12 protein-coding genes and 1 tRNA gene are annotated in these 12070 nt (G+C 66.5%); 5 read left to right on the top strand and 8 right to left on the bottom strand.

Annotation, left to right across the window (positions count from 1 at the left end; all coding sequences use genetic code 11):
- Window positions 1-153: 153 nt before the first annotated feature.
- Window positions 154-336, bottom strand: a complete 183-nt coding sequence (locus ACI2JO_RS08095) for a hypothetical protein (RefSeq protein ID WP_184505351.1) — start codon at window positions 334-336, stop codon at window positions 154-156.
- Window positions 337-409: 73 nt separating this feature from the next.
- Between ACI2JO_RS08095 and ACI2JO_RS08090 the strand changes: the two genes are divergently transcribed.
- The 3 genes from ACI2JO_RS08090 (at window position 410) to ACI2JO_RS08080 (ending at window position 5029) form a co-directional block, all read left to right on the top strand.
- On the top strand, window positions 410-1408 hold the full coding sequence (locus ACI2JO_RS08090) for a ligase-associated DNA damage response exonuclease (protein WP_404720137.1): 999 nt from the start codon (window positions 410-412) through the stop codon (window positions 1406-1408).
- Between the two features lie 196 nt (window positions 1409-1604).
- A complete protein-coding gene (locus ACI2JO_RS08085) occupies window positions 1605-3236 on the top strand; it encodes a S10 family peptidase (RefSeq protein ID WP_404720136.1) in 1632 nt (543 codons plus the stop codon).
- Window positions 3236-5029 carry a DUF885 domain-containing protein gene (locus ACI2JO_RS08080; RefSeq protein WP_404720135.1) on the top strand — a complete coding sequence of 598 codons (1794 nt, stop codon included), beginning with the start codon at window positions 3236-3238 and terminating at the stop codon, window positions 5027-5029. Before ACI2JO_RS08085 ends, ACI2JO_RS08080 begins: the two co-directional genes overlap by 1 nt.
- Before the next feature lie 158 nt (window positions 5030-5187).
- Here the strand turns inward: ACI2JO_RS08080 and ACI2JO_RS08075 are convergent, their stop codons facing one another.
- A complete protein-coding gene (locus ACI2JO_RS08075) occupies window positions 5188-5865 on the bottom strand; it encodes an RlmE family RNA methyltransferase (protein WP_404720134.1) in 678 nt (225 codons plus the stop codon).
- On the bottom strand, window positions 5862-6899 hold the full coding sequence (locus ACI2JO_RS08070) for a Ppx/GppA phosphatase family protein (protein WP_404720133.1): 1038 nt from the start codon (window positions 6897-6899) through the stop codon (window positions 5862-5864). Before ACI2JO_RS08070 ends, ACI2JO_RS08075 begins: the two co-directional genes overlap by 4 nt.
- 145 nt (window positions 6900-7044) lie before the next feature.
- Here ACI2JO_RS08070 and ACI2JO_RS08065 point away from each other — a divergent pair.
- A tRNA-Gln gene (locus ACI2JO_RS08065) sits at window positions 7045-7118 on the top strand.
- A gap of 262 nt (window positions 7119-7380) precedes the next feature.
- On the opposite strand, the gene ACI2JO_RS08060 is transcribed toward ACI2JO_RS08065, so the two are convergent.
- The 5 genes from ACI2JO_RS08060 to ACI2JO_RS08040 all read right to left on the bottom strand — a co-directional run bounded on the left by ACI2JO_RS08060 (window position 7381) and on the right by ACI2JO_RS08040 (window position 11415).
- A complete protein-coding gene (locus ACI2JO_RS08060; RefSeq protein ID WP_404720132.1) occupies window positions 7381-8010 on the bottom strand; it encodes a hypothetical protein in 630 nt (209 codons plus the stop codon).
- A gap of 17 nt (window positions 8011-8027) precedes the next feature.
- On the bottom strand, window positions 8028-8813 hold the full coding sequence (locus ACI2JO_RS08055; protein ID WP_404720131.1) for a hypothetical protein: 786 nt from the start codon (window positions 8811-8813) through the stop codon (window positions 8028-8030).
- 17 nt (window positions 8814-8830) lie between these two features.
- Window positions 8831-9664, bottom strand: a complete 834-nt coding sequence (locus ACI2JO_RS08050) for a hypothetical protein (RefSeq protein WP_404720130.1) — start codon at window positions 9662-9664, stop codon at window positions 8831-8833.
- Between the two features lie 29 nt (window positions 9665-9693).
- The gene (locus tag ACI2JO_RS08045) at window positions 9694-10581 is read right to left on the bottom strand and encodes a 3'-5' exonuclease (protein WP_404720129.1); all 888 of its coding nucleotides are present in this window, start codon (window positions 10579-10581) and stop codon (window positions 9694-9696) included.
- 93 nt (window positions 10582-10674) lie between these two features.
- On the bottom strand, window positions 10675-11415 hold the full coding sequence (locus tag ACI2JO_RS08040; protein WP_404720128.1) for a hypothetical protein: 741 nt from the start codon (window positions 11413-11415) through the stop codon (window positions 10675-10677).
- 188 nt (window positions 11416-11603) lie between these two features.
- Between ACI2JO_RS08040 and ACI2JO_RS08035 the strand changes: the two genes are divergently transcribed.
- The gene (locus ACI2JO_RS08035; RefSeq protein WP_404720127.1) at window positions 11604-11894 is read left to right on the top strand and encodes an ArsR/SmtB family transcription factor; all 291 of its coding nucleotides are present in this window, start codon (window positions 11604-11606) and stop codon (window positions 11892-11894) included.
- Window positions 11895-12070 lie beyond the last annotated feature (176 nt).

The raw sequence follows: 12070 nt of genomic DNA, 5'->3' as shown, positions 1-12070 counted from the left end.
ACCTGATTCTGACCTTTTTCCCTCCGTCATCCTCGCGAAGGCGGGAATCCAGACGCGCGGGGCAACGTAAGAGTCGCTACGCCGGAGGTTCTGGTTTCCCGCGTTCGCGGGAATGACGAAAGGAAGGTGAGGACTGACGGAACAGCCTACGGCCTACGGCGTCCGCGTGCGATCCTCAGCAGATTGCTGCTTGTACAGCTCACGCGTCGCCTGCTCCGTCCGCGCTTCCTCGCGCGGCGTCCGCCCGCGGTTGCGCAGAATCGCGAACAACAAGGCCGCCACCAGGATGATCGGCCCGGCGATCACCACGAAGCTCCACAAACCGTCGCCAGCCATCGGCTCTCTCCCAACTGTCTGCTTGTCAACGACGCGCCGATGAACTTCGATCCGCGCGCGCGGTTGGTGCGGCATGGCAACGCTCGGCGACTGGCTCGAACCGCATCCGCACGGGCTATACGTGCGCCCCGCCGATGCGTGGGTCGACCCGTCGATCCCGGTCGCGCGCGCGCTCGTCACACACGGACACGCCGATCACGCGCGCGGCGGACATGGCGAAGTCTGGGCGACGCCCGAGACGCTCGCGATCATGGACGCGCGTTATGGCGAACAGGTTGGGCGCCCGGTCGCCTATGGCGAGAGCATCCGGCTCGGGGAGGTCGAGATCGGCTTCGTTCCGGCCGGGCATGTGCTCGGCTCGGCGCAGATCGTGCTCGATCATCGCGGCGAGCGGGTGGTGGCATCGGGCGACTACAAGCGCCGCTCGGACCCGACCTGTACCCCGTTCGAGCCGGTCAAATGCGACGTGTTCATCACCGAAGCGACCTTCGGGCTGCCGGTGTTCCGCCATCCCGATACCGGCGACGAGATCGACAAATTGATCGCGCGGCTCCACGCCAACCCGGAGCGTTGTATCGTCGTCGGCGCCTATGCGCTTGGCAAGGCGCAACGCGTGATCGCCGAGCTGCGGGTCCGCGGGCACAGCGCGCCGATCTACATTCACGGTGCGCTTCAGCGGCTTTGTGACCTGTATGCGGCGCATGGCGTGGCACTCGGCGAGTTGCGTCCGGCGACCGGTGTCGCAAAGGCGGAGATGGCGGGGCATATCGTGATGTGCCCACCCTCGGCGCTCAACGACCGCTGGTCGCGGCGGCTGCCGGACCCGATCACCGCAATGGCGAGCGGCTGGATGCGGGTGCGGCAGCGCGCGCGGCAGAAGAATGTCGAGCTGCCGCTGATCCTCTCCGACCACGCGGATTGGGACGAACTCACCGAGACGCTGAGCGAGATTTCGCCGCGCGAGGTATGGGTGACGCACGGCCGCGAGGAGGCGCTGGTGCACTGGTGTATGACCCGCCAGATCAAAGCGCGCGCGCTGGCGCTGGTCGGGTTCGAGGATGAGGACGATTGACTCTTCTCGTCATTCCCGTGCAGGCGGGAATCCAGAACCTCTGACATTTCTACACCTGCAAGGACCTGCGCGTCTGGATTCTCGCCTGCGCGGGAATGACGGGGTGAGGCAAAGATGACCTAATTGCGACAACGCCTTGCATCGTTTCCGTTGCGACGATTACACCAGCATCCCTGACCTATAAGGGGAACGCCTGATGCGCTTCGGATACGCCGCCCTCCTGCTCGCCGCCGCGACGATGCCGGCGCTGGCGCAGGACAAGGACAAGCGGCCGGCGAAAAGCAACGCCGAGGTGCAGAAGGAAGAGGCCGAGGCCGCCACCGCCAATGCGCCGGTCGAGGAACGCGAGGAACGCTCCAAAGGCGCGGTGACGGTCACGGGCAAGCGGCTCGGCTATACCGCCACCGCCGGGACGCTGACGATCCGCGACATCGAGGGCAAGCCGACCGCGTCGATGTTCTACACCGCCTATACGCTCGACGGGACCAAACCGGGCACGAAGCGGCCGATCACCTATTTCTACAACGGCGGGCCGGGCAGCCCGACCTTCTGGCTGCACATGGGCTCGTTCGCGCCGGTGCGGCTCCAGACCGGCAGCCCCGAGTTCATCCGCCCCGCACCGTATGACTTCGGCCCGAACCCGTACACCTTGCTCGACAAGACCGACATGGTGTTCCTCGATGCGATCGGCGCCGGCTATTCGCGCCCGCTGGGCGACGCCAAGCCGTCCGACTTCTACGGCACCGACGAAGATGCCGACACTTTCGCCAAAGCGATCCTGCGCTATTCCACCAAGTTCGGGCGCTGGAACTCGCCCAAGTTCATCTTCGGCGAAAGCTACGGCACGCTGCGTTCGGGGGCGCTCGCCTATCAGTTGCAGGATCGCGGGATGGCGCTCAACGGCGTTGTGCTGCTCAGCTCGATCATGAATTACGGCTATCGCCAGCCCGGGCTCGATCAGGTCTATCTCAACTATCTGCCCAGCTATGCCGCCACGGCCTGGTATCACAACCGGCTCGCCAACCGTCCCGCCGACGTCGCGACGGTGGTGCAGCAGGCGCGTGAATTCGCGGTCGGGCCGTATATGTCGGCGCTCGCCAAGGGGCAGAACATCAGTGCGGAGGAACGCGACAGCGTTGCGCGGCGGATGAGCGAACTGACAGGACTTTCGCCGGACTTCCTGATCCGCAGCAATCTGCGTGTCGATCTGCCGCGCTTCCAGAAGGAGCTGCTGCGCGGCTCGCGCCAGACGGTCGGGCGTTTCGATTCGCGCTACGTCGGCGTCGACAGCGATGCGGCGGGCGAGCGGCCCGAGAGTGACGTGTCCTCGGACGCGATCTCCGGCGCGTTCATCGCGACGTTCAATGATTATGCGACCCACACGCTCGGCTACAAGACCGACATGCCGTACCGGCTGTCGGCGCGCGACGCGAAGGGCTGGACCTGGAACTGGAAGCATGATTCACCGCTGCGTGGCGGCGGGCAGCAGAACAATCCGAACACCGCGGTCGATCTGGCGGCGGCGATGCGCGGCAATCCGTATCTGCAGGTGCTGTCGATGAACGGCTGGTACGACATGGCGACGCCATTCTTCGGCACCGAGAACGACCTCGGGCACATGATGCTCGAACCCGCACAGCAGCGGAATCTCTCCTTCACTTATTATCCGGCGGGGCACATGACCTATCTCAATCCCGACGCCCTCGTGGCGATGAAGCGCGACCTGTCGGCGTGGTACGACCGCGCGCTGGCCGTGGCGCGCTCCGATGCGCCACCCGTGCCACCCTCCACGGCGGCGGCCACCACCAGCGGGCAGGGGCCGAACTGATGCGCGCGTTGATCCTCGCGCTCGCCGCCCCCGCCGCGATCGCCGCGCAGGCGCCCGTCGCCTCGACCGCGGCGGAGGATGCGCGGCTGACCGCTTTCCTCGATCGCGCCTTCGACGCGCGCGTCGCGCTCAGCCCGGAGGCGCAGACCAGTCTCGGGCTCAAGACCAATTACGACAAGCTCGACGACAATACCGATGCCGCCGCGATCCGCGAGCGCGACCTCGCCGAACGCCAGCTGCGCGAGATGCGCGCGAGCTTCTCGCCCGCCAAGCTCGGGCCGAGCGGCAAGCTGAGCTACCGTTTGTTCGAGGATCAGGTCGAGCGCGCGCGCGACAGCTTCCGCTTCCGCAAGTGGCGCTATCCGGTGTCGACCAACGGCAGCCCGATGGGCGAGGTGCCGGCGTTTCTCATCAACAATCACCGCATCGACACCGTCGCCGATGCCGACGCCTATGTCGCACGCATCCGCGATTCGGAGCGGGTGATGCGCGAGACCGCCGCGCTGATGCGCGAGCAGGCGAAGATGGGGATCGTGCCCCTGAAAATGACCTATGCGCCGGTGCGGGCGGATGCGCGCAAGGTGCTGACCGGCGCGCCGTTCACCGCCGGCGCGGATTCGGCGCTGATGGCCGATTTCCGCAAGAAGGTGACCGCGCTCAAGGCGTCCGACGCGGAGAAGCAGCGCCTGTTCGCGGCGGCGGCGGCGGCGATGACCGGGCCGATGAAGCGTGGCTACGAGCTGATGTTCACCACGCTCGACGCGCTGGAGCCGCAATCGACCGGCAATTGGGGCGCGTGGAAGCTGCCGCAGGGCGCGGCCTATTACGCAGTCCGGCTGCGCGATTCGACGACCACCAATCTGACCGCCGACCAGATCCACGACCTCGGGCTGCGGCAGGTCGCCGCGATCCGCAAGGAGATGGAGGCGGTGAAGACTCGCGTCGGCTTCAACGGCACGCTCGAGCGATTCTTCGAGGTGGTGCGCACCGATCCGCGCTTCAAATATCCGAACACCGAGGCGGGGCGTGAGGCGTATCTGGGCGACGCCCGCAGCTTCGTCGCGCAGATGATGGCGGCCGCGCCGCAATGGTTCGAGCGGTTGCCCAAGGCGAAGCTGGAGGTGCGCGCGGTCGAGAAATGGCGTGAGGGCACCGCCTCGACCGCCTTCTACAACCGCCCTGCGCCGGACGGGTCGCGGCCAGGGATCTTCTACGTCAACCTCGTCGACATGAACCAGACGCAGAAGATTCAGCTCGACGCGATCGCCGCGCACGAGGCGGCACCCGGGCACCATTTCCAGATCGCGCGCGCGATGGAGCTGGAGGGCCTTCCCAAGTTCCGGGCGTTCGGCGGCTATGGCGCCTATGTCGAGGGCTGGGGGCTCTACAGCGAGCGGCTGGCCAAGGAGATGGGCGCGTACAAGGATCCCTATGCCGAGTTCGGGATGCTTTCGAATCAGGTGTGGCGCGCGATCCGGCTGGTGGTCGATACCGGCGTGCATTCCAAGAAGTGGACGCGCGAACAGGCGGTCGCCTATTTCCGCGCCAACAGCTCGGTCAGCGACACCGACATTTCGCGCGAGGTGGATCGCTACTTCAACTGGCCGGGGCAGGCGACCAGCTACATGGTCGGGCAGCTCAAGATCGCCGAGCTACGCGCCAAGGCCGAGCGGGAGCTGGGGCCGAAGTTCGACATCCGCAGCTTCCACGAGGCGGTGCTGGGGCAGGGCGCGCTCCCGCTCGATGTGCTCGAGGAGCAGGTGGACGCGTATATCGCAGCGAAGAAGGGCTGATCTTCAATAAGGAGTCAGGGAGCTAACCTTACCCATCGCATAACCGCCACCCCGGCGCAGGCCGGAGTCCAGTTGGGAGACGCTCCCTCATTCAAACGCAGCGCCCGCCACTGGACCCCGGCCTTCGCCGGGGTGACGGTAGAAGGAGGCGACCGCCGCTATTCCTCAGAGGCCGCAGCCCGCCCCTTGAACCCCTGCGCCACCACGAACCATTCGACCGATCCCTTGCGGCTCGACGGGGGCTTGGCGTGCTTCACGGTCGCGAAATTGCGCTTCATCTCCGCGACCAGCGAGGAGTCCGCGCCGCCCGCGAACACCTTCGATACGAACGTGCCGCCCGGCCGCAACACATCGACCGCGAACGCCAGCGCGGTTTCGACCAGCGCCATCGTGCGCAGCGCATCGGTCTGCGGATGCCCGACGGTATTCGCCGCCATGTCCGACATCACCAGATCGGGTGCGCCGCCCAGTGCTTCCATCAGCTTGCCGGGCGCGGCATCGTCCATGAAGTCCATTTCGAAGATCGTGACGCCGTCGATCGGATCGACCGGTAGCAGGTCGATCCCGACGATCGCCGCGCCCGGCGAGACGCGCCGCACCACCTGGCTCCACCCGCCCGGCGCGATCCCGAGATCGACGACGCGCTTCACGCCCTTGAGCAACCCGAACCGCTCGTCCAGTTCGATCAATTTGTACGCGGCGCGGCTGCGATAGCCCTCGGCCTTGGCGCGGCGCACGTAGGGATCGTTGAGCTGCCGCTCCAGCCAGCGCGTCGATTGCGCGGTGCGGCGCTTGGCGGTCTTGACCCGCTGCCGCCCAACTCCGGCACCTCTCATGCCCCCGTCTCCATCAGCCGGCGGAGGATCCCTTCGCGGATGCCGCGATCGGCGACCCCCAGCCGCTCGGCGGGCCACAGGTCCAGAATTCCCTCCAGGATCGCGCAGCCCGCGACAACCAGATCCGCACGCTCACGCCCGATGCACGGCAGCTTCGCGCGCTCGGCCAATGACATGCCGGCCAGTTCCTGACTGATCGTGCGCATCGCCGCGGCGGGCGCGATCAGCCCGTCGACCTGCGACCGGTCGTAGCGTTCGAGGCCGAGGTGGACGCTGGCGAGCGTCGTCACCGTCCCCGACGTGCCGAGCAGTCGTGGTACACCCGACGGGCGCGGCAATCGCGCTGCGAACGGCGCGAAACTTTCGGCGACCAGCGTGCGCATCCTTCTGTAGGCGCGCGCGCGCTCCTCGTCGGTGTTGCCGCCGCCCGCGCTTTCGGTCAGCGACACGACGCCCCATGGCGCGCTGTGCCAGTCGCGGACGCGCGGCACGGTGGTGTCGGCATCGACCAGCACCAATTCGGTCGAGCCGCCACCGATGTCGAACACCAGCGCCGGCCCGCTGCCTGGTTCGAGCAGCGCGTGGCAGCCGAGCACCGCCAGCCGCGCCTCTTCCTCGGCGGAAATGATATCGAGGTGGATGCCGGTCTCCTCCAGCACGCGCGCGATGAACGACGCGCCGTTGCTCGCGCGGCGGCATGCCTCAGTCGCGACCGAGCGCGCCAGCGTGACGTTGCGGCGTTTCAGCTTGTCCGCACACACGCGCAGCGCCGCGATCGTGCGCTCTATCGCGGCGTCGGACAGCGCGCCGCTATGCGCCAGCCCCTCGCCAAGCCGGACAATTCGCGAAAAAGCGTCGACCACCGCAAAGCCGTCGCCCTGCGGGCGCGCGATCAGCAGGCGACAATTGTTGGTGCCAAGGTCCAGCGCGGCATAATGCCGCGGCGCGCCGCGCGCGTGGCGTGATTGGGGTCGTGCCGAACGGGCAAGGCTCGGGGCCTGCCGGCGCGGCAATTGGGCGGGGAAATCCACCATTGCCGTCAACTTTCTTACGTCTGCCGGACCAGGACCACCCATGCGATCCCCCGGTGCTTGGCTTCGACGCTACACAGTCGGGATACGCGGGGCAAGGCAGGCGTTGACACGGGGCATCGGCGCTTCTAGATGCCTCCCTCGCTGTTGCCCGATCCTCTAATGGTAAGAGAGCGGACTCTGACTCCGTCAATCAAGGTTCGAGTCCTTGTCGGGCATCCAGCTTCCTATCAGCTTTCATGATCCCTCGCTCAATCTTGCAGATGAGCGGCCCAGCGAAATGAGCGGGTCGGAATCTGACAGCGGCCATCTCGCGGCAACTCCCATTCTCGCTGCTGATCAGCGGTTCGTACCTTAATGGAAAGGCCTCGCCGTTCGGTCGTGCCGAAGGCGAGGCATCGTTGAGATCGAAAAATTGTGGTTCAGGCGCCTGCGCCGGCCTCAGCGAGTCGCTTATAATCACGTGGATCACATGGCGGATCAACTAAGGTCGCCAAGGCACCTCGAGTCTCGCACGACCCACATCGAACGCCAGCGACGATCCTCCCCCTACCTGCGTGGCTTGCGAGATCATCAGGTCACGTTTGCGGAAGAGTGGATGATCCACGACTTCCAGCAAAAGGCGGCCCACGCAGGAGTTGATGACGGTCTCCGGCAGCGGGCTTTCGAGCATGACGAAGCCCATCCCGCCGTGCGTGAAGAAGACGAAACCCTCGCCCCGAAGCTTCACCTCGAGCGATGCACCGTACACCTTCACCTCCACGAACGGTCCTTCGATGTCGTCGCAGACGATCGCGTCGGCGATCAGCGGTTCAGGGCGCCAGGGACAAACGGCGCCTGCCTTGATCCGGCGGCCGGTCAAGGAGCCGGGATCGTCGCGTCCCGCCTTGCGAGCGGTCACCGAAGGCCATCGATGTCCCGGCCGTAGCCGTTGCATCGCATCCGGGACGTTCGATCCGGCGAGAGCGAGCACGTCCGGCACGATCGCCGACATCGAGTCCATGGTGACGGCCAGGTATGATCTGAAAGACGCGAGCCGCATGTTCTCGACGAGACGGTCCAGCATGCGCGCCTCGTCGCGCGCGCGCTTTCCGGCGATCTCGCGAGTCGCCATAGACTGATCGGCCGGAGTCATTGGAACGTGCCCTCCCTCTGCGCGACGATGATCATCCCGAGCATGTGCCTGGTGAGGCTGTCCGCCCCCTGTCGGAAGGCGATCTCTCCCCAATCGTCCCAGCGATCGATCCTGCACGCGAGCCATGCGAACAGGTCATCGCGGCTCGCTGCTTCGTTGAAGGACATCGACCACGTCACGCGCTTGGTAGGCATCCTGGCACCGCTGCCCCTCGCCATGCTGGTCAACGTGACGAGATTCGCCCGGCCGATCCGCTCGCGAGCGAAGAGGTGACGACGAAAGCCGACGCCGTCTTCGAAGGAGCGCAGAGCCTTCTCCCGATCGGCGGCCTCCGAGCCCGGACCCGCCGCCGTCACCGCCTCCATGACGGCCGCCATCGGCAATCCCTCCCAGGCCGGGTCGCGGGTCGCACGCAGCATCATCAGGACCGATCTGCCCTCGGGACTGAGACGCGCGCTGAGCGGGTTCGACGTCGCGGGGGCGGTGACCTGGAGATCGAGCATGCCGATCGCCGCCAGCCAGCAGCGGTAGAAGCGCCAGAACATCATGTCGCCGGCGAACAGATCATGCCGACTCTCGCCATCACCGAGGCCGCGGGCGTCGATCGCCGACATGACCCGCAGCATGAGCTCGTGCTGCTCCTGCGCGAAGTGGACCTCGCAGAAGCGAAGCTCCCCCTGCCAGAAGGCGTCGCGGACCGAGCGCCAGGTCCGGCCGTCTTCGTCCTCGAACCTTCCGTCGCGTGCGCGCAGCCACCAGCCCCAGGGCAGCTCTCCCGGCACGTGCCTTTCCCGCGCCATCACATGCCACCCCGCTGCGGATCGAGGCCGATGGCTGGCAGCGGCGGCCCCTCCCGCGGCGGGACGGCCTCGCCTCTCGCAATCGCCTTCAACTGCGCCGCGAGATTCAGCACCTCACGGACGACGTAGCCATCGTCTCGGTACTCGGCAGCGGTCTCCGCCCCCATGAAGCGCCGACGATCACGGGCGTCGTTGGGAACCACGTCGTACAGGTGGTTGCAGTCGAAGCCGAACCACCAGTGACCGGTGCCAGCATCGTGCTCGGTCGCGTTCCGAAGAGGGTTGTGACCGACCACCACATGGCAGATCCGTCTCGCCTCGCTGATTAGGCTACGCTGCGGCGACGGACCGGAGTCGCAGACCCGCGAGTAGGTCAGACCGCCGTGCACCTCGATACCGATGTCGGCGGGGATCGCCTCATGGTTCCACCCGAACAGCGGATGGGACTCGGGCACTCCGACGAACCCGCTGAGATAGCCCGCAGGATTGTCGCGCATCACGATGCATTCGTACCCGGTGGCGGGATCGATCCAGGCGAGCTTGTCGGCCTCGCCGAGCCAGGGGCCGTCGTCGCGCGGTTGGCTGCCCTCTACGAAGTAGATCTCGGCGGCGGGCACCGTCCCCGTGGCGGTCGTGTAGTTCCTGCCGGTGATACGGGTCACGCCGCTCGCCAGGGTCACCTCGCCGCCGTCACCCGGAAGCCGGGCGAGGGCGAGTTCCGAGCCGATCGCCGGCGCGATCCGGCTCTCCATCGCGGGGGTGAGAGGCTGCGCCGTCGCAACGACGTCGGTCGAACGAGCCTTCCGAGACTTCGGCGTGTTCATCCTGGCCATGGCGTTCTTCTCCTTCGATTGGGGGTGCATCAGAGGAACCGGGTCCGCGGGGTTACGCGGACGATCTCGGGACAGATCTTCTGGGGGCGGGCGTCGGCCGCGTAGACGTTGGCCGCGAGCCACATCTGCTCGCAGACGAGCTGGTCGTCGGCGACCTCGCACCACCAGACCTTGCGTTCCTTCGCTGGATCCCAGCGATAGCCTCGCGCCCTGAGCTGATCCTTGAGGTCGAAGTGGGCGCCGCGGGCGCGCACGATCCACGTCGGCTTCGAGCCCGTCTGGATCATCTCGGACAGCGCGGTTCGACCGTCGACGTCTTCGTGACGCAGCATCTGGATGAGCGCATCCACGTCCGCCGACGCGCGATGGCCGCAGTGGTAGAAGCCGGCCTGCAGCAGAAGATAGCCGAGAACGCGGCCATCGAAATGCCGGGCGCGCCAGTCCACCTGCCGCATGGAGCAGCACCAGTTCAGCCCGGCGGCACCGGGCAGACGCTTCTCTACCCAACGGCGGTCGAAGGCGCTGTTGTGCGCCACCACGAAGCTGGCGGAGCGGAGAAGTTCGGTGGCATGCTTCTCGTCGATCGCGCGTCCGGCCAAGTCCGCATCCGTGAGGCCGGTAAGAGCGGCGATGTCGGCGGCGAGCGGCTCTCCCGGGTCCTGCCGCCACTCGAACGCCTCGTCGATGGTGGTGATCACGCCATCGGCGTCGTAGCGGAATCGGCGGATGGCCAGTTCGATCACCTTCCCGGTGTCCACGTCGAGTCCGGTGGTCTCGACGTCGATCGCGACGCCCACGTGCAGTCCGCGACCGACACCAACGCCGGTCGGGCCTTCGAGCAGGCGTAGCGGATGCAGGACGCGCACGTTCGCGTCGCCGGCCGCTGCGATGCGGCCGACCTCGGCATGCAAGGTCATGTGTGTCTCCTGAAGTCGGATCGGGCCAGTGAGCGGCGGTGCGGAGCGTCGCCCTCAGGCGCCTCCTCGGCTCAAGCCGTCACCCCCGATTGATCACGCCCGAATGCCCATCTCGATGTCGACGGCGAAATGACGGGCGTGCGGGTCCGCGGAGTTCTGCTCGACTCCCCGGACCAGTTCGAGCACCGCCTGCGGCACCAGAGCGATGACGGGGGGCGAAGCGACGTGCACGCCCTGACGGATGTCCGCGAGACCGGCGACCTCCCCACCGAAGCGGCTGGCGAGACGAGCGCGGACCTCGTCGACGTCGCGAGCGATGCTGGCGTGGAACACCTGCATCATCCGATTGTCGCGCGTGTCAACGATGGTCGCCGTGTACATGCGCGCGCGAGGCGTCGGCTTGCGACGGCTGCGGTTGGATGCGGGGGAAGGGCGAAGTCCGAAGAGGTGGCGGCGGTCGCGCTTCTCATCATCGTCCGCCAGCAGCTCGTCCACGAACGACGGCTCGGCGTCGAGGCCGAGGCTGAGGCCGTGCAGGACGATGCCGCGGCGGCAGGCCTCGACGTCCTGACAGGCGTCGATGGGCGCCCGGCCATCGAACAGCGTGCGCGGCGACAGCATCCAGGCCATACTGTCGTAGTTCAGCGCCTCTCGCTGGAAACGAGCGCCGGTCTCGCTCGCCAGCAATGCGACCCGGACCAGCGCCCTGCGCGTGGTCAGGACGAGTTCGTCGTTCGGCGCATCGTCGTCGAGCGGGTCGGGGATCTGCACGATCGGCGCCTCGTGGTCGGTCGTGGTCGGCGCCGCCAATTCGTCGTTCACGGTCGCAAGCATGGTCAAACTCCGCGTCGCCTTCTGCCTCCATCGTGCGGGTGGCGACGACCCGCGCCGCCATGATATAGTTGAATACAATTCATCGTTCAATGGTTCAGGAAACGTTGTAATATGGTTAGTGCGACGTGAATGCCCGCGCCCGGTTGGCGTGCATCGGTCGAAGCGGTACTGCGTAAGGAGTGGAAAAGGTGCAGGCGATCCAGATCATGTCCGCGCTGGCACAGGCCAGCCGTCTCAGGGTGTATGAAATACTGGTCGATAGTCTTCCCGAAGGGTTGACGGCAGGTGAGATCAGTAAGGCGGTGGGCATGTCGCCGAACGGCATGACGCCCCACTATGCGGTCCTGACCGCAGCCGGACTCATCTCCGCGGAGAAGCGCGGGCGACACGTCATCTACCGGGCTCAGACCAAACCGGTGGAGCAGCTCTCCGCCTTCCTCGCCGACGCCGTCGAACGAGGTCGAGCAACTGAGCGTTGAATTTCTCTCATCTCTGGATCATTCCAGCTGCGACAGATGTCGCACCGGGAAACACCCCGCGCGCGTGGTCGATCAAAGGCCGAGCGGACGCAGCTCGCGGATGAGTTCGATGAGGAGCCGCAGACCTGTTGAGTTGCACTGAGAAGTGACCCGGGATTTTCATTGAGAAGTGACCC

Origin of the sequence: Sphingomonas sp. NPDC079357 (assembly GCF_044901155.1) — a bacterium.
Lineage (GTDB): Bacteria > Pseudomonadota > Alphaproteobacteria > Sphingomonadales > Sphingomonadaceae > Sphingomonas.
This window is presented reverse-complemented; position numbering and strand designations above follow the sequence as displayed.